The sequence below is a fragment of the Hyphococcus sp. genome (assembly GCF_965267305.1).
Classification (GTDB): Bacteria; Pseudomonadota; Alphaproteobacteria; order Caulobacterales; family Parvularculaceae; genus Hyphococcus.
The window spans coordinates 3,353,442-3,376,220 of sequence record NZ_OZ253945.1 but is presented as its reverse complement, the minus strand read 5'-3'; the positions used below and the strand labels follow the sequence as shown (position 1 = coordinate 3,376,220).

Genomic DNA, 22,779 nt, shown 5'->3' with positions numbered 1-22,779 from the left:
GGAACTATTCTTTCGCGCCGTAAAAAGCCTCGCGCGGACCGATCATGTCGTCGACATTGAGCACCGCGTCCATTTGGAGGACCATCTCGTCAAAGCTGTCGCGGCCGTCAAAACTGCAGCCCTGATAGAGGTTCACTTCATGGTCGAGACGACCCGAATCGAACGAGATGATGATGCTCGGCATGTCGGTGGGAATGGGCCCGCAATTGTCGCCCGCCTCGTTGGGGTAGCGCGCATCGAAATCGGAAAAGTTGTGGGCCCTTGCGATGCTGATGAGTTTCTTGAACGACCCGTCCGGCAGGCGCTTGCTGACCGCGCCGCCGGTTTCGGCGACGAAGCGCTCGCCGTGAAAGATCAAAACATCGTTTTCATAAACCGTCACGTCATAGACCGGGCAGAAACCGAAACAGGCCGTGCGCTTCAGCGTGAACTGATCGAACTCCTTTTCGCCGCCGGTGACGCCGGGCGTAGCGTAATAGGGCGTGTAACCTTCAGGCGCGCAGGCGCCGAGCAACGCCGCGGCGAAAACAACCTGTAGAAATCGAGTCATGGCATTCCTGTTCATGTCGCTGGCGCCACCTTACGCCTAGAGGTCGACCGGTGCAAAAGGCGAAAACATCTGTTTTGCTTCGGGCAGATCGCCGATCGTCACATAGTCGCACGCCTCTGCGAATTTTTCCCACATGGCGAGCACGTTGAGGTTTTCATGAGCCGCATCGATGGCGTCCTGGGATTTCCAGCAAAAGACTTCGACATAGGTTCCGTCATCGGCCCGCCCGCAAAGCGACGGCCCCTCTTCAACCAACCCTTCCGCGCGCAGGGTCGGCAGATGCGTCTTCATCAGAGCGTGAAGCTCCGTCTCTTTACCGGGTTTCGGCCGGTAACAGGCGATTACCATGATGCTCATAAGCGCCTCCTATTGTTGCCGCAACACACATGCATCCAGACCATCGCGGCGCACCTGGTCCATCCGTGAACGGATCGTATAGCTGCGCGAGCGGACATAGGGACCCGGCGGGTCGACGCGCCATTTATGCGGGTTCGGCAGGACGCTCGAAAGCAACGCCGCCTCATATGGCGTCAAATCCTTGGCGCTTTTATGAAACCGCGCCTGGGCCGCCGCCTCCGCGCCGAAATGGCCGTCGCCCCATTCGGCGATATTGAGATAGACCTCCATGATCCGCCGCTTCGGCCAGAGGTTTTCGATGAGCACGGTCATCCACGCCTCGCCGCCTTTGCGAACCCAGCCGCCTCCGTTCCAGAGGAAGGCGTTTTTCGCCGTCTGCTGGGAGATCGTCGAAGCGCCGCGCAGACGCCGGCCATTCTCCGCTTCGGCGAGCGCCTTGTCGATCGCCTCGAAATCGATGCCGTTGTGAAGGCAGAAGCGCGTATCCTCCGCCGCGATCACGGCGGTGACGAGATGCGGCGAAATCTCTTCGAGCGGCGTCCAGGGATGATTGATCACATCGCCGCTCAGCTTGCGCTGGAACATGAGCAAGGTCCCCGGCGGCGCAGCGATGGCGTAGAGCCCGGCCCAGAGAACGGAGCCGCCGACGAGGACAGCGCCGCAGACCGCAAGCGCGGCCATCGCCGTTTTAAACCGCGAGGCCTGCTTCTTTTTCTTCGTTCTTTTCCTGCGCTGCGGCTTTCGCCGCTTCGGCGCAACAAGATCGGCCATAAAAACCCCGGGCAACAAAAAGGGGCGGCGCGGCGGCCGCCCCTTCGCGTAAAATGGCCAACCCGCCCTATTTAATCAAGCGCAGCACCACCGCCGAGGCGACCCAGCCCACAAGCAGATGCGAGGCGTCGATCATCATCATCGTTGAGTCATGCACCGGACCGTAGAGATAGGCGTACATGGTGAAAGGCAAGGCGAGGAAGAACCACAACACAACCGTTGTCGTCACTCCGGCCACAAGACTTGCGTCGCCCTTCCACTTCATGACAAGGCCAAGGCCGATCACCTGCATGACGGTGATCAGAAAGCCGCCGGCCATCCAGATGTCGAAAGACCCGCCCGCCTCGTCAGGCGAAATGCCCATATATTCCATATAGGCTTCCATGAAGAGGATGCCGTACCAGAGCCAGCCGACCAGGAAGAACGCAATCGACGCAACGATCACTGCGACAATATTCAAACCGAGAATCCTGGGCATAAAACCCTCCCTCTGTTGGTCTGAGGAAGAGTTTACCGCGCCGCTGCGGAACCCGGCAATCACGAATTTGCCGTTGCTGGGGTTGGGTGCCGCACAATTCAATGCTGCGGACGCGAATAATCCGGATGCGGTTTAATTAGGAAAGAGGCCGAAACTGCGGAAGCGCTCCACATACGGCCCGTAATCCGTTGGCTGTTCATCGCAGAGGAGATCGTCCTTGTCGAACTTGATCCAGCTCTGTGCGCTTTTCAACCAGATATGTCCGGCGGGCCGAACCCAGGATGTGTCGTCGAAGGTGCCGGCGCGAAGGCTTAAGAAAGGCGGCCCGCCCTCCTGGCCATTGGCGATGCGGCTGCCGCAATCCTTGCAGTAATAGCCGTAGCGCAGATTGCCGGCATCGGATTTCCAGGTGGTTTTGCCTGGCTTGCCATGCGTGAATTTGAATGCGGCTTCCGGAATGATGGTCGAGAGCACGAATGCGCTGCCCGTCTGTTTCTGACAGTTGGTGCAGTGGCAGGCGTAAAGCGTCATCGGAGCCGCGGATAGTTCGTAACGCAAATTCCCGCACTGGCATCCGCCTTCGAGAGGAAGCGCAACGGTCATCTCTCAAGCCTCCGCATAATCCACAACGCCCGCGCCTTCGCTGCGCCCTTGCGGGCTTTCCAGCCACGCCTCGCAGCAGGCTTTCGCGAGCGTTCTGACGCGTAAAATATACGACTGGCGCTCAGTCGCAGAGATGACGCCGCGCGCATCGAGCAGGTTGAAGAGATGCGAGGCCTTGATGCATTGCTCATAGGCGGGCAGCGGATAGGCTTTGCCGTCGCGCTTGCCGGCCTCAATGATCGCCTGACAGTTTTCCTCCGCCTCCCTGAACTGGCGGAAGAGGATTTCAGTGTTGGCGAGTTCGAAATTGTAAGCCGACTGTTCAACTTCATTCTGGTGAAAGACATCGCCATAGGTGAAGGGCGAGCCGTCCGGCTTTTCGCCGCCATAGACGAGATCGAAGCCGTTATCGACCCCTTGCACATACATGGCGAGGCGTTCGAGCCCGTAGGTGATTTCGCCGGTCACCGGTTTGCAGTCAAAGCCGCCGACCTGCTGGAAGTAAGTGAACTGCGTCACCTCCATGCCGTCGCACCAGACCTCCCAGCCGAGGCCCCAGGCGCCAAGCGTCGGACTTTCCCAATCGTCTTCGACGAAACGGATATCGTGGATCGCGCGGTCGACGCCGATAGCGTCGAGGCTGCCGAGATAAAGCTCCTGAATATTGTCGGGGCTCGGCTTCAGGACGACCTGAAACTGGAAATAGTGCTGGAAGCGGTTGGGGTTCGCGCCGTAGCGCCCATCGGTCGGGCGGCGGCAGGGCTGAACATAGGCGGCGTTCCACGGCTTAGACCCCAGCGAGCGCAAGGTCGTCGCCGGGTGAAAGGTCCCCGCCCCCATCTCCATGTCATAGGGCTGCAGGATGACGCAGCCATTCTTAGCCCAGTATTGCTGAAGCGTCAGAATGAGGTCCTGAAAGGTCTGTTTCTTGTTATCGGCCATGGGGTTCCGGCGGGTTCTCGGTGAAGCGGCGTTTTCCGCAAGCGTTGCACCGGAAAACGCCGCCCCGGTCAAGCCGGAAGCCGAACGCGCCCCTACATCTGCGGGGCGGTTTTCTTGAAACCCTCAAGCCCCTGCGCGCGCTCGTTCCAGGCGCGGATATTGGGATAATCCTCCAGCGGCAGGCGCATTGCGCCGGCGTGGGTGAGGCCCGCCGCGGCGGCGAAATCGGCGAGCGTCGGGGCGTCGCCCACGAGCCAGTCGCGGCCTTTGAGCGCGCCTTCGAGATAGGCGGCCTCGCGCGCGAATTTGACCAGCGTCGCCTCGACCACCGTCTCGTCCGTGTCGCCGAGCCCGAGCATCGGTTTCACCAGCCGTTCGAACTGGATCGGCTGATAGGCCGGCGTCCAGTGGGCGACGTCCCAGAAGAGATACTGGTTGACGAGGCCGCGGGCTTTCGTCTCCTCCGGGTACAGATCGTTTTTCGTCTTCGAGCAGAGATAGATCATGATCGCGTTCGATTCGCAGATCCGGAAGCCGTCATCATCGAGCAGCGGAATGCGGCCCGCCGCATGCAGGGGCTGAAACTCCGGGTCGCGGGGCGACATGGGCGGGTTCTCCACGTCGAGGCCGAGGTGATGTGCGACGGCGAGCGGCTTGCGCACATTCTGCGAAAACGGAACGCCGATGATTTTTATGGGATTGGCCATGGGGTCTCTCTCCTTTTCAAGGCGAGCGGACGCTATGGGCGGGGGTCCAGCCGGTCAAGGCGCGCCAGCGCAGCCTCACCAAGCTGTTACGGAAATATGCGGGCCCTAAAGGCCGCGCATCGCCGCAACGATGCGCGTCGATTCCTCCATGGGCGGCGGCGCATCGAGCGCGTTCTGGAAATAGCGGCGCGCGACGCTTTTCTCGCCCGCCTGCAGCGCAATCAGCGCGCGCCCCACATAGGCTTCGTAATTATCGGGCGTATATTCGAGAATGCGCGCCAGCGTCGCATCGGCTTCCTCTGACTTCCCGGCCGCCGCGTCGCACAAACCGGTGTCGACCATCGCGCCGAGCGCCCAGGGATCGCTTTGCAGCGTGGCCCGCGCCGACGCGCAATAGCCGGGCGTCAGTTTCTTGCCGATCAGCGCCTCGACCTGCGCCGCGTAATCGAATTTCTGTGGCGACGGCGTAGGCAACGGGCGCTCCTTGCGGATCACGGGCTTGTCCGCCTCCACCGGCTTTTGCACCGGCGTCACGCTCGCAAGGCGCGCCGGCTGCGGCGGTTCGAGCCGTTCCGGGGGGCCGAGTTCGGCGAAACGCGACAGGCGTTCCGGCGCGCTTTCGCGCAAGGCGGGCTTTGCGGCAATCCTTGTTTCGGGCGGGTTGCTTATTTCCGGCGCATTTGTTTCCGCTGTTGTGTCCGGTTGCGGAGCAAGGCTCGGGGTCGTGATTTCCGCGGCGCGCGCCACGGCGTCCGCATAAAAGAGATCGACGCAGGTCGCCGCGCGTCCCGAAATCGTGCAGGTCTTGGCGTTGGCGTATTCGAGAATGCGCCGCGACGTTACATTGAGGAGGCTCCCCTCCGCATCCGGCTTCAGGGAGAAGCCGGTGATGTTGCGGCTGCGCGAGGAAAGATCGAGCGACATGTCGGCGGTGACGCCGCGCAGGAAGAAAACGCCGTCGCCGCGCTTTTCAAGACCGCAAGGCCCGTCGCAGATCAGCGCGATGCGGGTCTGCAGCTCTTTCTCGCCGACCTGCACATCCTCAAGCCCCTGACCGGGCGCCGCCGACGCGGCGGGCGAGGCGCATAGGAGAAGAACGGCCGTTCCCGCTGCGATGAAAGTGTTTCGGAGCATGTATGTCGGTCTTGCGGGCCGGTGAATGAAAACAGTCGGTTGACTGTCCCTTCTCCACAGAGTCGGGGCGCGCGGTCAATGCGCGCGAATCACGCCCGCCAAGAAAACAGGCGCCCCGAAGAGCGCCTGTTTTTGCCTGGTTTGGGCGAGATTGTCAGTAGGTGCGATAGACGCGGCGGCTGCCCGGCTTGATATAGCCGTAGCCCCACGCGTCGTAGCAGAGGAGCGCCACCTCCTCGTAACGCCGCCCCCCGCGATAGAAAGTCTGGGATACGACGTCGCAATCGCCGATGTAATCCCAGGAATAGAGATTCCAGCCGAAGCCAACATAAAGCCAGCCGAACGGGTCATAGCCCTTGTGATAGTGGAAGATATTGTGGCTTGAGCACCAATAGCCGTGACCGCGATGAGGCCCGCGGCCATGGCCGTAATATTTCCCGCCATAGCGCACCGACGGATGGCGGTAGGAACCGTGGCGGCGCTGATGATACTGGCGAGCGTCGCGACGCCCATCACGCCGTCCGTCGTAGTAAGCGCGGCGATTATCCCCGCGGTCGTGATAGCGCTGGTCGCGGCGCCCGTCCCGGTAGCCATCGCGGCGGCCGTCCCTGCGGCCATCATGATAATCGCGACGGTCGCCCCGATCGCGATAATCACGCCGGTCGCGGTCACGATGCCGGTCGCCGTCGCGCCTCCCGTCTCCACGGCCGTCGCGATAGCCGTCGCGCCGCCCGTCTCCGCCCCGGCGGCCATCGCTGTCGCGGCGGCCCGAATTATCCGCCACACGCTGATCCTGATCGCGGCGGCGCTCCCCGTCGCCTGAAGAACGGCGCCGGTTGTCCTCGCCGGCGGCGCGGCGAGTATTGTTGTTGTCCGAACCGCGGCGGCCGCTGTCCCGGCGTTCATTGCTTCCGGCGTCCCGGCGGCGCTCGCCGCTGCGCTGGCTGTCGCTGCGCTGACGGTCGCCGCGATCACCGCTGCGGCTGCGATATTCTTCGCGGCTGTTCGAACGCTCGGCTCGACGCTGTTCGCGCTGACGCTCCCCACGGGGGCCGTCGCCGCCGCGGCGGCCGGAACGATCGCCACGGTCGCGGTCGCGATCTTCAAGCATGGCGAGTTGCATCGGCGCCGAAGCGGCGGACATCGTGGTTGACGATTGGTCAGCAGATGCGGGTGCTGCAAAGGCAAGCCCGCCGCATATAACGGCAGAGACCGCCGCAGTTTTTAAAACCGGAAACAGTTTGATTTCCATCCAGGGCATTCGCCTCTCCTTCGGAAAGCGAGCCCCCTTAGCGCCCATCATCAGATTGCGTGAAGGCGCCAGTTGCGTCAATCGTTACTTGCGCACATGTCTGCGATTAACTGCTTGAAATAAGGCGGAAACGCGGCAATTGTGACGCAAATATGGCGGGCGCCGCGCAAGCTGCAGGATTATGGCCGGAATGCGGCGAAGAGAGATAACATCACGGGCGATGAGCGCAGAGAAAACCTTTCTCGAATTTTTCGCCGGCGGCGGCATGGCGCGCCTGGGACTTGGATCATCATGGCGCTGCCTTCTCGCCAACGATCTCGATCCGCAAAAATGCGCATCCTATCGCGCGAATTTCGGCGGCGCCGATCTGATTGAAGGCGATATTGCAAAGATCGACATCAGCGATCTGCGCGAGAGACTGTCGATCTCGTCTGGGGATCGTTCCCCTGTCAGGATCTGTCGCTCGCAGGCGCACGCGGCGGGGATTTGCTCGGCTGTTACGAATCTAGTTAATGAAGTGTTTACTTCTGTCTGAGAACATAATAAGAACAAAAATTCACCAACTGGATTTTTGTAATTAAATGAGGGGCCTAAATGCCGTCCTACTTTGAATTCTTCTGCGGTGGCGGAATGGTTCGCGCTGCCCTGGATGAAAATTGGACGTGCTTATTGGCAAACGACTTCGATCACAAAAAGGGTGAGAGTTACGCAGCCAATTGGGGCAGTGATGCTTTAGTCGTAGATGACATCAATAATATTTCTATACCCGATCTGGCCGCCCGTAGTAATGAACCCGTAGACTTGGCGTGGGCATCTTTTCCTTGCCAAGACCTCTCTCTTGCTGGAGGCGGCGCCGGATTACGCGGCGAACGTTCTGGAACCTTCTGGCCGTTTTGGGAACGTATGAAGGGACTAGCTGAACTTGGGCTTGGTCCGCGAATTATCGCATTAGAAAATGTTTGTGGCACACTAACGTCTCACAACGGCAAAGACTTTAGCGCTATATTTTCTGCATTCTCACAAATCGGCTATAATGTAGGCGCAATGGTCGTGGATGCGGCAAAATTCTTACCTCAGTCACGCCCTAGACTCTTCATCATTTGCGTACACAAGGATGTCGTCATTCCACAGAACATCGTCGCATCTGTACCCAATCCTAATTGGCACCCTCGTGCGCTACTTAACGCACATGAACAACTTGAAGATGCCGATGACAAATGGGTTTGGTGGGATATGCCCTCACCATCAAAAAGAAAAAAGTCGCTTCGCAACATTCTCGACATGGATGGGGCTGACCTTGCTTGGCATTCTCAACAGGAAACTCGTGAAATCATTTCAATGATGAACGAAACCAACAGGGAAAAGCTGAGAAAAGCAAAAAAACTTGGCAAGCCAACAGTCGGGACTATGTACCGCCGCACTCGTTACGAGGCAGGCATAGGTAAAGTGCAGCGTATAGAAGTCAGATTTGATGGAAAGGCTGGATGCCTGAGAACTCCCGCCGGGGGTTCCAGTCGACAGCTTGTTATTTTGGTCGACGGTCAGCGCGTAAGAACTCGGCTCATGCAGCCCTTAGAGACAGCCCGTTTAATGGGCTTGACTAAGAAATATACGCTTCCAGAAAACTTCAATGAAGCGCTACACTTAACGGGTGACGGCGTAGCCGTCCCCGTAGTACAGCATATAGCAGATACGTTATTCTCCCCTATTCTCGCAGCGGCAACTGACTTGGACATCGCCGCATGAGTGTAATTCCTTGCGACAATGACGATAAAGAACGTCGCAAGAAAGTGGATGAGTATGTTGAACACCTGAAACTACATGCTCATGAAATAGGCGGTCACGAATTATCCGATCAAGAATTTTATGATAGCGGTTTTTTTAGGGCCGCTATGGAACGTATACGCGGTCAGAATTCCGCAAAGATGCGAGAAAAACGAGAATTCGTCCAACATGTACTTAATTACCTACAGGACCGATCCTTTATAGAAGATTGGTCACCCGCTGGTAGCCAAAATCGATATGACTATGATGTTACTTTCTCAGACGGCCGAAACGCGGCCATAGAGCTTAAGGGGTGTATGGATGGTAACAACACAACCATCTTTGAACGCCCCAACCACGCTCAGGAATTTTTGGTCTGGAGCGTCTGTGCAAATAAACTGTCTAACATGGCTCGAAATGCCTGGTCGGGTTTACATACTAGACTGAGCGCACAGATTATAGAAAATAATATAAAAGTAGATGGGGTTATCATCTGGGATTGGATATGCGGTTCACGCGAACGCCCTTGCCCTAAATTGCGCGATCCAAACTTCGGGAACAGAATACAAATTGGGCCTTATAATTTGCCGCCGCCTTGTATTTATATTCTCCCTGCCACAGTGCCTAGTGCGCGAAATAATCCAAAACCAAATACTCCTCAGCTTTCTGAATTACGCCTGCTCAATGCATTTCACGAATGTTTTGGAGGATCAAAAGACCATATAAACTATGTGAATTATGAAATCAGACAACAGGGGCAGGAGAAGGCACGCAAGACTTCCGTAACAAGAGGCGGTGAAATAAAGAAGACGTCTAGGTTCACACCCATTCGAAGAAAGTGAAGCTGTGCGATCCACCGACGTTTTCACCAAAGAAAAGCGGTCGGAAGTGATGCGCGCCGTCAAGGGGCGTGACACCAAGCCGGAAATCACTCTGCGCAAGCAGCTTCATGCGCTCGGATACCGCTACCGGCTGAATGCCAAGGACCTCCCCGGCAAACCGGATCTCGTCTTTCCGAAATACAAAGCCGTTCTCTTCGTCCATGGCTGTTTCTGGCACGGACACAAATGCAAACGCGGCGCGCGCCAGCCCAAACAGAACGCCGACTACTGGAAAGAAAAGATCGCCCGCAACAAGGCGCGTGACAAGAAGAATGCAGCGGCGCTTGAAAAGCTCGGCTGGCGCGTGATTACGGTCTGGGAGTGCGAACTGAAAACGCTCGATCCTGATGCTTTGCCAATCAAGCAGAATTGACCGGAACCGGCTCGCCGCCATGGCTGTTTGCGCCTAGATAACAATCGAAGGCTCAGATCCGGAGGCGCTTCCATGGCAGACGAAACTCTCGACATCCAGCATGAAAAGCGCGGCGACAATGGCCGCTACTGGGCGCTTGCCGGCGACGGTGAGGCGGAGCTCACATACCGGATGCGCGGCGACGTCATGGTCATCGATCACACCTTCACCCCGCCGGAAGCGCGGGGGAAAAACGTCGCTCAGCGCCTTGTCGAGCGCGCCGTCGACGAGGCGCGCGAAAGCGGCCTCAAGATCGATCCTGTTTGTCCCTATGTGGCGAAGCTGTTTCAGCGGCGCCCGGAATGGGCGCCGCTGCATGTTTAGAGCCTAGTTCGCCTTCTGGGTTGCGACCCATTCGTCGACGCGGCGTTCGAGAATATCGAGAGGCAGCGCGCCGCCGCCCAGCACCGTGTCGTGGAAGCCTCTGATGTCGAACTTGTCGCCAAGCTCGGCTTTTGCGTCTTCGCGCAGCTCCAGAATCTTCAGCATGCCGACTTTATAAGCCGTCGCCTGGCCCGGCCAGACGATATAGCGCTGCACTTCGGAGCGGATCTGCCCTTCGGCCGCGGGCGAGTTCTCCATGAAATACGCGACGCCCTCTTCCTCAGTCCAGCCTTTGTAGTGAAAGCCGGTGTCGAGAACGAGGCGGATGGCGCGCCAGATTTCCGTCGTCAGGCGCCCGAAGTCGGAATAGGGATCCTCATAGGCGCCCATCTCTTTCGCCAGCAGCTCGGAATAAAGCCCCCAGCCTTCCTGATAGGCGGTGAACCCCGCCTGCGTGCGGAATTTCGGCACGCTGGTGAGCTCCTGCGCGATGGAAATCTGCATGTGGTGGCCGGGATTGCCTTCATGATAGGCGATCACTTCCAGTTGCGGGATCGGCATCATGCTCATGTCGGAAAGATGCGCGTAATAAACCCCGGGCCGCGAACCGTCCGGCGTTCCCGGGAAATAATGCTGCGCGGCGCCCGGTTGCTCGCGGAACGGCTCAACCCGTTTCACGACGAGATCGGCTTTCGGCAAGATGCCAAAATAGTCGGGGAGCTTTGCATCAATAAAGTCGAGATGCTCCGTCGCAGCGTCGATATAGGCCTGTCGCCCCTCATCCGTGTTCGGATAATAGAATTGCGGATCATCGCGCACGAAGACAAAAAACTCCTGAAGCGTTCCCTCAAAGCCGACCTGCTCCTTGATTGCCTCCATCTCGGCCTTGATGCGCGCCACCTCGGAAAGGCCGAGTTGATGCACTTCCTCCGGAGTCATCTTGGTTGTGGTCGAGGTTTCGAGGCGGTTGGCGTAATAGGCGGCGCCATTGGGGTTTTTGCCGACGCCGGTCGCGATTTCATCGGCGTTCGCCTTGTCCTCCTCGAACCAGTCGATGAGCTCCTGATAGGCCGGGCCCCAATGTTCGATTAGCGCCGTGCGCGCAGCCTCTTTCAACTCATCGGCTTTCGCCTGGTCGATCTCGCCGGCTTCGACCAGCGCATCGATCTTGGCCTTCGCATCGGCCCAGACCGGGCTGTCGCCTTCGCCTTCAAAAGGCGCTCCAGTGATGAGCGCGCGGGATTGTTCAAGCACGCCTTCATAGGCGAAGAGCGGCGGGCGCGAGCCGGCCTCTGCGTTCATTTGCGCGGTGTCGAGAAGCTGGCCCAGCGCGCGGGCCCCCTCGCCGATCCGCGTGATATAGGCTTCCATATCGGAAAGATCGTCGATCTTGTGGAACGCGATCAGGAACTGCGCAAGGAAAGCCTGCGGGCCCTGCATCTGGGTGAAGACATAATCATTGCGGCGGAACTTCGCGGCGGAGGCCGCGCGTTCATACTGATAGATCCAGATGTCGTAAGAGGTCTGCGCTTCCGGCGTCAGCTTCGCGCGATCGAAATTCGCTTTCAGCTCCTCAACCGACTGGCGCTGCCATTCGAGCTGTTCATCCTGCGCCTCTTCGGAGAGGTCGTCGATCTTGTCGTAGTCTGTCTTATCGCCGAGAAACGTCCGCTGCATCGGGCTGAAATCGAGCTGTTCCTCGAATTTTTCATCGAACCACTGATTGAGCCGCGCGGTCTCGGATTCGATTTCTTCCGCACTCGGCGCGGCGGCGGTTTCCACTCCCGCCGGTTCTTTTACGGCCGCATCCCGCTCGCCGCAGCCGGCGAGCATCGCCGTACTCATCAATAACGCAATTGCAAAACGCATCTGGCGCCCCTTTTTCCATTGCCCCGGGCGGAAAGCGCCCGAAAATCCGGCGCATCCTATAGGTTTCGGCGGGAGCGGCAATCACCGCGCGCCGAAACGATGGAAAAAGAGGCTCAGTAAGCGCGCATCATAATGACGCCCTTGCGGCTGCTACAGAAGTCTCAGTCGCGATAGGCCGAATGCACATGACGGCCGCGCTTTTCAAAACCGAAAACCGCGACAGCGCCCGGCGTCGACCGCAACAGATCGAAGGTCCGCTCCTGCGCGCCAAGATTGTGGCAAGACTGCGAGCAGCGGCGGAGAATTTTTCCGTCATCGCCAAAGACTTCGAAATTATAGGTGGGTTTACGCATTACCTTCTCCATACGAGATTACAGGGATAACAGCTTCGCAACAGCGCTCCATTGAGACCTGTTCCGTCCGCCTCCTGAAGTTTTCGTAAACAGAAAGTAAATCAGCCAGGCGGATCGAGAAGCCGCCCCCCGCTTGATGCAATGTCGTGCCGTTGGCCGGTTAACAAGTCCTTAAACTGCAATGCTGCGCTGCATGAAATATCGGTTAGCGAACGGCGCCATCAAAGAAGGCCCGCGCGCATTATCGCTGCGGCAATGCCTTCATCATGACTGACATGAAATGCTTTCAATCCATTTTTCTGCGCCGCACGGATATTCGCCGTTGAGTCATCGAAGAAAATGATGTCGCCGGGTTGCACGCCAAGACCTTCGATCACTTCTAGATAAATTTTCGGCTCCGGTTTTCGCGCGCCCATTTCGTGAGAGAGAAAATGCGTCTCAAATAGTCGCGGCAGATCAAGCGCCTCGCAGCGCCGCCAGTGCAGAATGTTGATGTTCGAAAGACAGGCCAGGCGATACTGTCCTGCGAGACCTTTAATTAACTCGGCCGCGCCTGGAAGGAAACGCTCCGGCCATGTCTCGAAATCGGCGATGAAAAATTCCGGCGTCACATCGAGACGCCATTCCGTCACCACGGCGCTGGCAAAATCCTCCGGCGAAATCTCGCCGCGCTCGAAGGCATGAAGATTTTCCGAGGAAGAAAGCGCCTCATGAGCGTCATCGAGCGACATCCGGCCTTTTGTCAGCGCCGCAAGGCGTTCGGGGCCGCGGTAATCCACCACCACCCCGCCGAGATCGAACAGAAGCGTTTGCATGGAAACGCTTAAAACGCCTCCGCCGGGAGCGCCATCATCGTTTCCGATCCGGATTTGATCTTGGCGAGATGCGCCGATTTCTCCGGCAGGATGCGGTCGAGAAAATATTTCCCGGTGACGAGTTTGTTTTTGTAAAAATCATCGCCCGAGTCTTTCTTCTCGAGTGCGGCCTTGGCCGACATCGCCCAGGCGTGAGCGAGGCAGGTAAGCGCCGTAAGGCACAGATAATCCATGGAGCTTGCGCCGGCGTTGTTGGGGTTCTGCATGGCGTTCGCCATGAACCACTGAGTCGCCTCGGTGAGATCCGCCTTCGCCGAAGCGAGGCCGTCGAGAAACGGCTTCAACTCCGCATTATCGGCATTGTCTTTCACGAACTCGTCGATCTCGGCGAAAAAGGTCATGACCGCGCGGCCGCCATCCTTGGGAAGCTTGCGGCCCACGAGATCGAGCGCCTGAATGCCGTTGGCGCCCTCATAGATCATGGCGATGCGCGCATCGCGCACGAACTGCTCCATGCCCCATTCCTGAATATAGCCGTGGCCGCCCAGCACCTGCTGCGCATTCGTAGCGTGCCAGTAGCCTTTTTCAGTGAGATAGGATTTGAGGACAGGCGTCATGAGGCCCATATAATCGTCCGCCTTCTGACGGGTGCCTTCGTCTTCGGCCTTGGTGTGCAGATCGCCCCACAGCGCCGACCAGTACATCCACGCCCGCGCGCCTTCGGTGAAGGCTTTGTGGTCCATCAGCATGCGGCGCACATCGGGATGCACGATGATCGGATCGGCCGGTTTGTCGGGCTCGGCCGCGCCGGTAAGCGCGCGCCCCTGCAAACGGTCCTTCGCATAGGCCGCGCCGTTCTGATAGGAGACTTCGGAAATCGCCATGCCCTGCAGGCCGACGCCGAGGCGCGCTTCGTTCATCATCGTAAACATGGCGCGAAGGCCTTTATTCTCCTCGCCAAGCAGATAGCCGACAGCGTCGTCGTAATTCAGAACGCAGGTCGAGTTGGCGTGAATGCCCATCTTCTCCTCAATGGAGCCGCACATGACGCCGTTGCGCTCTCCCAGCGAGCCGTCCTCGTTGATGAGATATTTCGGGACGATGAAAAGCGAGATGCCTTTAACGCCTTCCGGCGCGCCTTCGATGCGCGCCAGCACGAGATGGATGATCTGGTCGGTGAGATCGTGCTCGCCGGCGGAGATGAAAATTTTGGTGCCGGTGATCTTGTAGGAGCCGTCGCCTTGCGGAACCGCTTTGGTGCGCAACAGGCCAAGGTCCGTGCCGCAATGGGGCTCTGTTAGGTTCATGGTGCCGCCCCATTCGCCGGCGATCATGTTGGGCAGGTATTTCTGTTTCTGCTCGTCCGTGCCGTGGTGATAAATCGCATCCGCCGCGCCGCGGGCGAGGCCCGGATACATGCCGAACGCCATGTTCGCCGCGGACACCATTTCCGAGACGGCGACGGCGAGAATATAGGGCAGCCCCTGCCCGCCATATTCCGGATCGAAGGACAGTCCCTGCCAGCCGCCTTGCTTGTAAAGCTCATAGGCTTCCTTGAAGCCTTTCGGCGTCGTCACCGAGCCGTCTTCATGACGGGTGCAGCCTTCCTTGTCGCCAGAGTGGTTGATGGGGTGGAGAACATTGGAGGCCAGTTTCGCGCCTTCCTCCAAAATCGCTTCAACGACATCCTCGCTGGCTTCCGAAAAGCCGGGAAGGTTTGAATATTTTGAAATCTGCAGCACCTCGTTGAGGACAAACTGCATGTCTTTGAGGGGCGCATTATAAGTCGTCATTTTTCATCCTTGGGTCTAGGCTCTGGCTCCGGGAGCGGTCGTGGCCGGTTTTGCGTCGCATATTGCCCGCAACGGGAGGAAAATTCATCCCCGAAAGGCAGCGCCGGGCTCCATGCAAGACTTTATTAAGGTTTCAAGCCCGCGGCCTTCAAGGGTCCTGCGCAGCGGCCGCACATCGGGCCCGCCGTTACCCTCCGTAAAGGATTGCCTAAGCATACTTATCCCCGGACGAAACGGCGAAGACCGTGCCGGGGAGAAAGCGTCCAGGGAATGCCGATGATGACTACGCAGCGGCAGGCTGATATCGACCGCCTTCTTGGCGACCGCGACGCTGTCGCGGCGCTCATCCATGAGCATGAGATGCTCGTGAATGCCGTGCACGCCATGCCCCAGATGTTCTATATCGTCAAAGACGACAAACTGCTGTTCTGCAACCGGCAGCTTGCGGAGTTTTATGATCTCCCGGAAGGCGTCACCGCCGCCGGCACGCCTTGGAGCGTCATGCTGAAGGCGCTGCTTGCGAGGCATGCCGCCGCCGATGCGCCGCAAGTCGAAACCATGAAAGCGGAAACTCTGCGGCAGATCCGCGACCGGGGCAAATTCCGCATCTCTTGGAACGTCGGCGAAGACCGTCACTTTCTGATCGAGGCAATCGAGTATGGCGACGGCGCCATCATCGTCACTTATTCCGACATCTCGGTTCTGAAAAACGCTCAACGCAAGGCTGAAGCGGCGGAGAAAGCGAAAGCGGCGTTCCTGGCGAATATGAGCCATGAAATCCGCACCCCCATGAACGGTGTCATGGGCATGGCGGAACTGTTGTGTTCTACGACGCTGGACGAAACGCAATCGACATATGCATCGACGATTCTGAAGTCGGGCGAGGCGCTGCTCACCATCATCAATGACATTCTAGACTTCTCCAAAATCGATGCAGGCCAATTGAAGCTGCATCCTGCGCCGTTCTCCATCGCCGAGGCGATCGAGGATGTAGCGCTTCTGATTTCATCGCGCGTGTTAGAAAAAGACCTCGAGCTCGCCGTTCGTGTTCAGCCGGATTTGCCCGCCATGTTCGTCGGCGATGCTGGCCGCTTGCGCCAGATCATCACCAATCTCATGGGCAATGCCGCAAAGTTCACCGATGAAGGCCATATTCTAGCCGACCTTTCCGGCGAGCCGTCGGAAGGCGGCTACAAGCTCACCTTCCGGATCGAAGACACCGGAATCGGCATCCCCGAAGAAAAATGCGCGACCATTTTCGACAAGTTCAGCCAGGTCGATGACTCGGCGACGCGGCGGCACGAAGGCACCGGGCTCGGCCTCGCTATTTCCGCTTCGTTGGTGCATCTCATGGGCGGCGAGATCGGCGTCACCAGCAAACAGGGTGAAGGCTCGACCTTCTGGTTCTCGATCACCTTGCCGGTCCACGAGGACGAAGAAAAGCCGGCGCTCGCCCCCGTCGATCTTTCCGGCGCTCGCGTCGCGGTGATCGATGACAACGCCGTCAACCGCGAGATTCTCAAAGAGCAGCTTGCCAGCTGGGGCTTCGACTGCGCTCTTTACAAGAGCGCACAGGAAGGCCTCGTCGCCTTGAGAGACAAACAGGCCGGCCCGCCAGACCTCATCATCCTCGACCACCACATGCCGGGCATGACCGGCGCCGACCTCGCCATGATCGTGCGGGCCGACCCGGCGCTCAAAGACCTGCCGATCGTCATGCTGACATCGGTCGATGAGGCGACCGGCGGCGCAGGGTTCATGTCGCTGGGCGTCAATGCGCATCTGACAAAGCCTGCCCGCGCTTCTCGCCTTTTCGAAACCGTGGTGCGCGTGCTTCAGGAAAAGGCCGGCGCCAAAGTGACGCAGGAGCCCGAAGCGCAAACGCCTAAAGCTGAACGGAAATCAGCTGACTCGGCGCCCGAAGGCCCCATAAAGTCCGACCCGGCGCCGCAAATCTCTGGCGGCCTCGACATCCTCGTTGCCGAAGACAATGAAGTGAACCGCCTTGTTATTACCCACATCCTCAGAGAAGCGGGGGTCAGCTTTAAAATCGCCTATAATGGCCGCGAGGCGCTGGCGCTCTACGCAGAGCATCAGCCTTCCGTCATTTTGATGGACATCTCCATGCCGGAGATGAACGGCTTCGAAGCGGCGAAGGCGATTCGCGAATCCGAAGAGGAAACCGGCCTGTATACGCCGATCATCGCCCTCACCGCCCACGCCCTCAAAGACGATAAGGAAAAATGCCTTGCCGCCGGGATGGACGATTACATTTCCAAGCCGATCTCCCCGGCGCGCCTCAAGGAGCGTCTGGACCATTGGATGCGGGTAGCCGCCGAAGCCGCGGCCTGAGCGCCCGGGATATTTTCCCCTGTCGGCCGTTTGACGCCCTCACGCGGCGCGAATCAGCGTTAACGTTTCATTAATAATCGGTGGTTTTTCCTGTCCCTTTAAGGCTTTGCGCGTTCCGCGAAGCAGCTTAACGGTGACCTGTTCGGCTTGAAACTGGCGCGCGGGGACTTCGCGCCTTTCCGGCCGGGTGGGAGGGGAGATCGCCCCAGCGAATGACGGTGGACAGCCATGAAATCGAACGCGCCCTGGAGCGTCAAAGGCATTGAGCGCGACGCGCGCGAGACCGCTAAAGAAGCCGCGCGGCGCGAAGGCATGACGGTGGGCGAGTGGCTGAACCAGATGATTTACAGTCAAGCTGAAGGCGGCGGTCCGAATGCGCTTTCCGATGCCGAAGTCGAAGGCTTGCGCCTTCGCGACATCGTCACCGCTATTGAGCATTTACGGAATCGCGTTGTCGACGCAGAATCGAAAAACGCCGCTGTCGTCGCCGAGCTCACCCGCAATATGGGCGGCTTTGTCGAGCGCGTGCAGCGCCTTGAGCGCGTCAAACCCGCTGAAGGCTCCTATCAGGATGTGGTTCAGCGCGTTGAAAAGCTTGAACGCGCCGGGGGGGACCGGGGCCGTATCGAAGCCCTGAAAGCGCTCGAAAAAGCGGTCGCGCAGGTCGCAATCCAGTTCAACAACGCCCAGCGCACGACGATCACCCGTCTCGATTCCGCCGAAGCTCAGCTTCAGGAATTCGCGGCGCGCATCGACCGGGTCGGCGATGGCGCGGGCGAGCCGGCCGAACTCGGCTCCCTGAAATCCGCCATCGAAAACCTCGCCCAGCGCGTCACAAAGGCCGAGCAGATCGCGCAAGAAGCCGCCGCCCTTAAAACCGAAGCGGCGGATTCCTCCGATCCGGAATTCGTCGAGCGCACCGGCGCGCGTTTGCGCGTTTTGGGCGATGAGATCAAGCGCGGCGGAGACCAGATTCGCGCGCTTGAAGGCACGATCGCCAAGCTCTCCGGCCAGATCGAGGCAGCCGAAAAGCGCAGCGCTGACGGCGTTCAGAAGGTCGCTGAAACCATCGCGGAAGTGCGCACCCAGCTTGCAGTCGAAAATGACAACGGCCCCGATGTTGAAGCGATGCTCGCCGCAGTACGCTCCGAAACCGAAGGCAAACTCGAAGCGCTGGAGCGCTCGCTCGAGGACATGCAGGCGCGTTTTGAGGAGCTCGGCCGCGCAACGGCTCAACCGACGCCCCCCTCCTCAGGAGCCCCAGCCGCACTCGCCGTCGCGCCCGCGCCCGTTAAGACTAAAGCGGCCGAGGCAATCCCGCCTTTTTCCAGCGACGATTTCGACGATGTCGTCGATGAGATCGAGGAAGCCGTCGACGCCATGGAAGCGGAAGGCGGAGGCGCCGAAGAAGACCCCTTCGCTTTCTCCGATGAGACGGACGAGACCGGCGCCGGCGCCGCCGATGAAACCGAAGCGCTCGCCGCAGAGACGGATGACGGCGCCGATGGCGAGGCTGTCGAAGATTTCAGCTTCCAGATCGATGACGATGCGCAAGGCGATGTCCAAGAGACTGGCGACGAAGACATCACGGTCAGCGCCGACGGCGATGATGACACTGACGAGAACATGAACGAAGCGGAAGCGCTTCTCGCTGAAGTCAGAAGCGCCCTCACCGGCGAAGGTCTCGCCCAGGACAGCGACGAGGAGGACGAAGACGTTTCCATCGCCGAAGACGAAGAGGACGACAAACAGGCGCCGAATACGGCGTCGCTCGCCTCTGCAATGGCCATCGAAACGGACGAGCCGGACGAAGAAACCGCCGCGCCCGCAACAAAAGAAGACATGCTGAAAGCCGCGCGCCAGCGCGCCCGCGAAGCCGCAGCCCGCGGCGCCGAAGCCGACCCGGAAAACGGGCGTCCGCGCCGCAGCCAGCTGACGGCGAAGCAGCGGGCTATTCTCGCAGCCCGCGCGCGTCAAAAACGCGCCGCAGAGGAAGCCGCCGAACCCGCCGAAGAAGAACTGGCGGAGGAAGCCGGGCATTCCGCCCATAAAGCCGAAGCCCCGGACGCCTTCAGCTTGCATGACGGCGAAGAGCTGGAAGAGGAAAGCCCGCAGGGACGCTTCAGCAAGATCACTGCGGCCCTTGCCGCCGCCAAGGCGCGCATCAGCCGCAAGAAAGACGTCCGAGAAGAAGACGCTGACGTACCTGCGCAAACCGCGGCGGCGTCTTATGACGACGAAGCGGAAAGCCGCCGCCGCAATGGCGACCGCGCCGCACTTGAAACCCTTAAATCAACGACCTCGGCGAAGCCGCTTACCATTGCGCTCGGCGTCGCAGTACTCCTCGCGATCGCCGCGCTCGTCTATCTCGTGAAGGATTTCGTCTTTAAATCGGGTTCAGAAACCCAGGGCGCGATCACGGCGGTTGAAAGAACCGTCACGCCGGCCCAAACGGCGCCGGCCCCGGAAGCCAACCTTCCGAGCGTTCCCGCGGCGCCCGCCATCGATCCGCAAGCGCTCTACGTTGAGAGCATGGATGCGCTCGCTGCAGCTACGAGCGAAACCGGCGCCAAGGCCGCCATCGCAAAATTGCAGGACGCAGCCGCGCTTGGCTATCCGCCCGCGCAGCTTCAGCTGGGCGAACTCTACAAGACCGGCCAGGGGGTCGAACAGGATCTCGGCCAGGCGCGAGTCTGGTTCCGCCGCGCCGCCAATGGCGGCAATGTGCTCGCCATGCACCGCATCGGCGTCATGACCGCTCGCGGCGACGGCGGCCCCGCCGACAGCCAGGAAGCTATCGCCTGGTTCGAACAGGCCGCGAATTTCGGCCTTGTAGATTCGCAGTACAATCTCGGCGCGATCTATCATCCTAGCGAAGACGCCGTGTCCTCCGTGCAGGATGCGGCGAAGGCCTATTACTGGTATTCGCTCGCCGCGCGTAATGGCGACGAACAGGCCCAGCCGCTCGCCGCCGGCGTCGGCGTCGCGCTCTCGCCGGAAACCCGCGCCGGGATCGACGAGGACGTTGCCGCATGGACGGCGACGCCGGCGGACGAGACCGCCAATCTCAACGCTCACTCAGGTTAAAAAGAACACTGAGCGCCAGACGCCTTCGCTTGTTTCCGGCCTGCGGCCGCGCTTATAACCCAGCGCAGTCATCTACCTATTAGCGACGCGTTTTTGAGGGGGTCGCCGGCCTTCCATGCAGCTTTATCTCCCCATTGCGGAGATGCCAGTCGACCCGTTTGTGATCATCACCATGGGCGCGGCGGTCGGTTTCCTGTCCGGCATGTTCGGCGTCGGCGGCGGATTCCTGATGACACCGCTCCTCATCTTTTACGGCATTCCGCCAGCGGTCGCCGTGGGCACCGAAGCCTCGCAGATCGTCGCCTCCTCCGTGTCGGGCGTCGCCGCTCACTTAAAGCGCAAGACCGTCGACTTTCAGATGGGCGGCTTTCTCGTCGCCGGCGGCGCAGTCGGTTCAGTGATCGGTGTCCTGCTATTCCGAAGGCTTATTGAGACAGGCCAGGTCGATACGCTGATCTCCGTTTCTTATGTGGTTTTTCTCGGCGCCATCGGAACGCTGATGTTGTGGGAGAGCATCCGCACCCTGCTGCGCTCTCCGGAAGAGAAGCGAAAACACGCCCGCAAACGCCGCAGCCCCGCCTGGCTGGCGGCGCTGCCTTTCGCCATGCGGTTCCGGGCTTCCGCCCTTTACATCAGCCCAATCGCACCCATCGTGCTCGGTTTTCTGATCGGACTTCTCGCCTCGATGCTCGGCGTCGGCGGCGGCTTCATCATGGTGCCGGCGATGCTTTACATTCTCAACATGCCCACCAATGTCGTCGTGGGCACATCCCTCTTTCAGATCATTTTCGTCACCGCCATCACGACCGTGCTGCATGCCGCCGCGAACCAGACGGTGGACATTGCGCTCGCGCTGCTTCTTCTCAGCGGCGGCGTCATCGGCGCGCAGCTCGGGGTGCGCGCGGGCGTCAGACTGAAGGCCGAACATTTGCGCGCACTCTTGGCGCTTCTAGTGCTGGGGGTATGCGCGCGGATTCTGATCGGCCTCACCTTGCCGCCAGCCTCTCTTTTCATTGTGGACGGCGCGCCATGATCGGACGCCTCCTCGCTTTCTTCTTGATGACAGCGCCGGCGGCCGCGGCGGAAATCGAGGTCGCCCTCACCGACGATGAGGTCGAGGTCGACACTGGCTTCGCGGGCGCGCGCTTGACCCTCTTCGGCGCGGTCACAGGACTTGAAGACCTTGCCACAGTGGACATCATTTCCGTCATCAAGGGGCCTGAAGCGCGGTTCGAAGTCCGCCAAATGGAAAAGAACAACCTGATCTGGACGCCCGGTCCCGCCCACTTCATCGACAATGCGCCGGGACTTTATCTCACCTATGCAACCCGGCCCGTTGGTGACATCGCACCCCTACCCTTACAGGACCAGTATCGTCTTGATGCGGAGTATCTCGACATCGCAGTCGGCGCGCACGCCTCGATGCCCGATGGAGATATGGGCCTCTATCGCAGCGCATTTCTGAGCGAGGCTGAGGAGCTTGGCCTCTATCGCAACCATGTGGGCAGTATTGAGTTCAAAAAGGGCGCGCTTTTCACCATCAATGCGCGCCTCCCCGCTAACACGCCGGTGGGCGAATATGACGTCGCCGTCTACCTCTTCCGCAATGGCGAACTCATCGGCGCCGACCAGACGGCGCTCGCGGTCAATCGTGTGGGGCTCGAGCGCCGCATCCACGATTTCGCGCATCAGCGCCCCGTGTCTTACGGCATTTTCTGTGTGACGTTGTCGCTCCTCGCCGGCTGGGCCGCGAGCCTTGCATTCCGCAAATAGGATTTTTGGTCTATCCTCACCGCCGGTGCAGCGTATGGGAGGGGCCGCGATGGCGAGCAACCGGCAAAAAACGGAAATGACGCAGTTGGGGCTTTACGGCCTTGCGCCTTTCGTCTTTTCGGCTGCGGCCCTTTGGTTGAGCCCCGCCATCGTCCCGCAGCATATCGCCCTCAACTTTCACCAGATTGCGCTGGTCTATGGCGCCGTCATCGTCGCCTATCTCGCCGGCGCCGGCGCAGGCGCGACGTTGAATCCGGAACAGAAATTGCGGGAGTCGTTTTTGCCTAGCCAGCTGATTACGCTCGCAGGATTCGCCGCGATCATTCCCGACAGCGTTTTTTATCTCGGCGACGCATGGCGCCATTTGGTGCTTATCGTGTTGCTGGGCTATCTTCTGGTGCGCGACCTCGCCGCTGCGAACGCCGGCGTTTTTCCTAAATGGTACGGCGCCCTGAGGCTGCGCCTCACATTCTGGGCCTGTCTTTCACTGCTTTTAATTATGAGCAGACTCCTGCTTTGGGGTTATTATTAGATTCTTTGTTGTCGCGTTCGGCGCTTCTCG

At 59.5% G+C, this 22,779-nt stretch carries 23 protein-coding genes; 10 read left to right on the top strand and 13 right to left on the bottom strand.

Features of this window, described 5'->3' with window-relative positions:
- Positions 1–4: 4 nt before the first annotated feature.
- From ACQY5P_RS16325 to ACQY5P_RS16285, 9 genes are all read right to left on the bottom strand, one after another.
- Positions 5–550, bottom strand: coding sequence for a DUF6438 domain-containing protein (locus ACQY5P_RS16325; RefSeq protein ID WP_428407933.1), 546 nt, complete (start codon positions 548–550; stop codon positions 5–7).
- A 36-nt stretch (positions 551–586) separates the two neighbouring features.
- Positions 587–907: a putative quinol monooxygenase gene (locus ACQY5P_RS16320; RefSeq protein WP_428407932.1), complete on the bottom strand. Its 321-nt coding sequence runs from the start codon at positions 905–907 to the stop codon at positions 587–589.
- Positions 908–916: 9 nt separating this feature from the next.
- A complete protein-coding gene (gene mtgA, locus ACQY5P_RS16315) occupies positions 917–1,588 on the bottom strand; it encodes a monofunctional biosynthetic peptidoglycan transglycosylase (RefSeq protein ID WP_428410680.1) in 672 nt (223 codons plus the stop codon).
- Positions 1,589–1,745: 157 nt separating this feature from the next.
- On the bottom strand, positions 1,746–2,156 hold the full coding sequence (locus ACQY5P_RS16310) for a DUF1761 domain-containing protein (RefSeq protein ID WP_428407931.1): 411 nt from the start codon (positions 2,154–2,156) through the stop codon (positions 1,746–1,748).
- A 132-nt stretch (positions 2,157–2,288) separates the two neighbouring features.
- Positions 2,289–2,759, bottom strand: a complete 471-nt coding sequence (locus ACQY5P_RS16305) for a GFA family protein (RefSeq protein WP_428407930.1) — start codon at positions 2,757–2,759, stop codon at positions 2,289–2,291.
- A 3-nt stretch (positions 2,760–2,762) separates the two neighbouring features.
- Positions 2,763–3,701, bottom strand: coding sequence for a glycine--tRNA ligase subunit alpha (locus tag ACQY5P_RS16300; RefSeq protein ID WP_428407929.1), 939 nt, complete (start codon positions 3,699–3,701; stop codon positions 2,763–2,765).
- Positions 3,702–3,793: 92 nt separating this feature from the next.
- Positions 3,794–4,408 carry a glutathione S-transferase family protein gene (locus tag ACQY5P_RS16295; protein ID WP_428407928.1) on the bottom strand — a complete coding sequence of 205 codons (615 nt, stop codon included), beginning with the start codon at positions 4,406–4,408 and terminating at the stop codon, positions 3,794–3,796.
- 105 nt (positions 4,409–4,513) lie between these two features.
- Positions 4,514–5,542 (bottom strand): hypothetical protein, encoded by a 1,029-nt coding sequence (locus ACQY5P_RS16290; RefSeq protein WP_428407927.1) that lies wholly within the window; start codon positions 5,540–5,542, stop codon positions 4,514–4,516.
- A gap of 154 nt (positions 5,543–5,696) precedes the next feature.
- Positions 5,697–6,803, bottom strand: a complete 1,107-nt coding sequence (locus ACQY5P_RS16285) for a hypothetical protein (RefSeq protein ID WP_428407926.1) — start codon at positions 6,801–6,803, stop codon at positions 5,697–5,699.
- A gap of 211 nt (positions 6,804–7,014) precedes the next feature.
- On the opposite strand from ACQY5P_RS16285, the gene ACQY5P_RS16280 reads away from it, so the two are divergent.
- From ACQY5P_RS16280 to ACQY5P_RS16260, 5 genes are all read left to right on the top strand, one after another.
- A complete protein-coding gene (locus ACQY5P_RS16280; RefSeq protein ID WP_428407925.1) occupies positions 7,015–7,329 on the top strand; it encodes a DNA cytosine methyltransferase in 315 nt (104 codons plus the stop codon).
- A 59-nt stretch (positions 7,330–7,388) separates the two neighbouring features.
- Positions 7,389–8,540, top strand: coding sequence for a DNA cytosine methyltransferase (locus ACQY5P_RS16275; protein WP_428407924.1), 1,152 nt, complete (start codon positions 7,389–7,391; stop codon positions 8,538–8,540).
- Positions 8,537–9,400 (top strand): hypothetical protein, encoded by an 864-nt coding sequence (locus tag ACQY5P_RS16270; RefSeq protein WP_428407923.1) that lies wholly within the window; start codon positions 8,537–8,539, stop codon positions 9,398–9,400. Before ACQY5P_RS16275 ends, ACQY5P_RS16270 begins: the two co-directional genes overlap by 4 nt.
- A gap of 4 nt (positions 9,401–9,404) precedes the next feature.
- Positions 9,405–9,812 (top strand): very short patch repair endonuclease, encoded by a 408-nt coding sequence (locus ACQY5P_RS16265; protein ID WP_428407922.1) that lies wholly within the window; start codon positions 9,405–9,407, stop codon positions 9,810–9,812.
- Positions 9,813–9,884: 72 nt separating this feature from the next.
- Positions 9,885–10,175, top strand: coding sequence for a GNAT family N-acetyltransferase (locus ACQY5P_RS16260; RefSeq protein ID WP_428407921.1), 291 nt, complete (start codon positions 9,885–9,887; stop codon positions 10,173–10,175).
- A gap of 3 nt (positions 10,176–10,178) precedes the next feature.
- Here the strand turns inward: ACQY5P_RS16260 and ACQY5P_RS16255 are convergent, their stop codons facing one another.
- The 4 genes from ACQY5P_RS16255 to ACQY5P_RS16240 form a co-directional block, all read right to left on the bottom strand.
- A complete protein-coding gene (locus tag ACQY5P_RS16255) occupies positions 10,179–12,044 on the bottom strand; it encodes a DUF885 domain-containing protein (protein WP_428407920.1) in 1,866 nt (621 codons plus the stop codon).
- Positions 12,045–12,205: 161 nt separating this feature from the next.
- Positions 12,206–12,397: a hypothetical protein gene (locus ACQY5P_RS16250; RefSeq protein WP_428407919.1), complete on the bottom strand. Its 192-nt coding sequence runs from the start codon at positions 12,395–12,397 to the stop codon at positions 12,206–12,208.
- A gap of 221 nt (positions 12,398–12,618) precedes the next feature.
- Positions 12,619–13,212 carry an HAD family hydrolase gene (locus ACQY5P_RS16245; protein ID WP_428407918.1) on the bottom strand — a complete coding sequence of 198 codons (594 nt, stop codon included), beginning with the start codon at positions 13,210–13,212 and terminating at the stop codon, positions 12,619–12,621.
- Between the two features lie 8 nt (positions 13,213–13,220).
- The gene (locus ACQY5P_RS16240) at positions 13,221–15,005 is read right to left on the bottom strand and encodes an acyl-CoA dehydrogenase C-terminal domain-containing protein (RefSeq protein WP_428407917.1); all 1,785 of its coding nucleotides are present in this window, start codon (positions 15,003–15,005) and stop codon (positions 13,221–13,223) included.
- A 276-nt stretch (positions 15,006–15,281) separates the two neighbouring features.
- Between ACQY5P_RS16240 and ACQY5P_RS16235 the strand changes: the two genes are divergently transcribed.
- From ACQY5P_RS16235 to ACQY5P_RS16215, 5 genes are all read left to right on the top strand, one after another.
- The gene (locus ACQY5P_RS16235) at positions 15,282–17,357 is read left to right on the top strand and encodes a response regulator (protein WP_428407916.1); all 2,076 of its coding nucleotides are present in this window, start codon (positions 15,282–15,284) and stop codon (positions 17,355–17,357) included.
- Between the two features lie 228 nt (positions 17,358–17,585).
- Positions 17,586–20,444: a hypothetical protein gene (locus ACQY5P_RS16230; RefSeq protein ID WP_428407915.1), complete on the top strand. Its 2,859-nt coding sequence runs from the start codon at positions 17,586–17,588 to the stop codon at positions 20,442–20,444.
- A gap of 115 nt (positions 20,445–20,559) precedes the next feature.
- The gene (locus ACQY5P_RS16225; protein ID WP_428407914.1) at positions 20,560–21,477 is read left to right on the top strand and encodes a sulfite exporter TauE/SafE family protein; all 918 of its coding nucleotides are present in this window, start codon (positions 20,560–20,562) and stop codon (positions 21,475–21,477) included.
- A complete protein-coding gene (locus ACQY5P_RS16220) occupies positions 21,474–22,217 on the top strand; it encodes a TIGR02186 family protein (RefSeq protein WP_428407913.1) in 744 nt (247 codons plus the stop codon). Before ACQY5P_RS16225 ends, ACQY5P_RS16220 begins: the two co-directional genes overlap by 4 nt.
- 49 nt (positions 22,218–22,266) lie before the next feature.
- Complete coding sequence (locus ACQY5P_RS16215; RefSeq protein ID WP_428407912.1) at positions 22,267–22,749, top strand: DUF3429 domain-containing protein; 483 nt, start codon at positions 22,267–22,269, stop codon at positions 22,747–22,749.
- Positions 22,750–22,779: the final 30 nt, after the last annotated feature.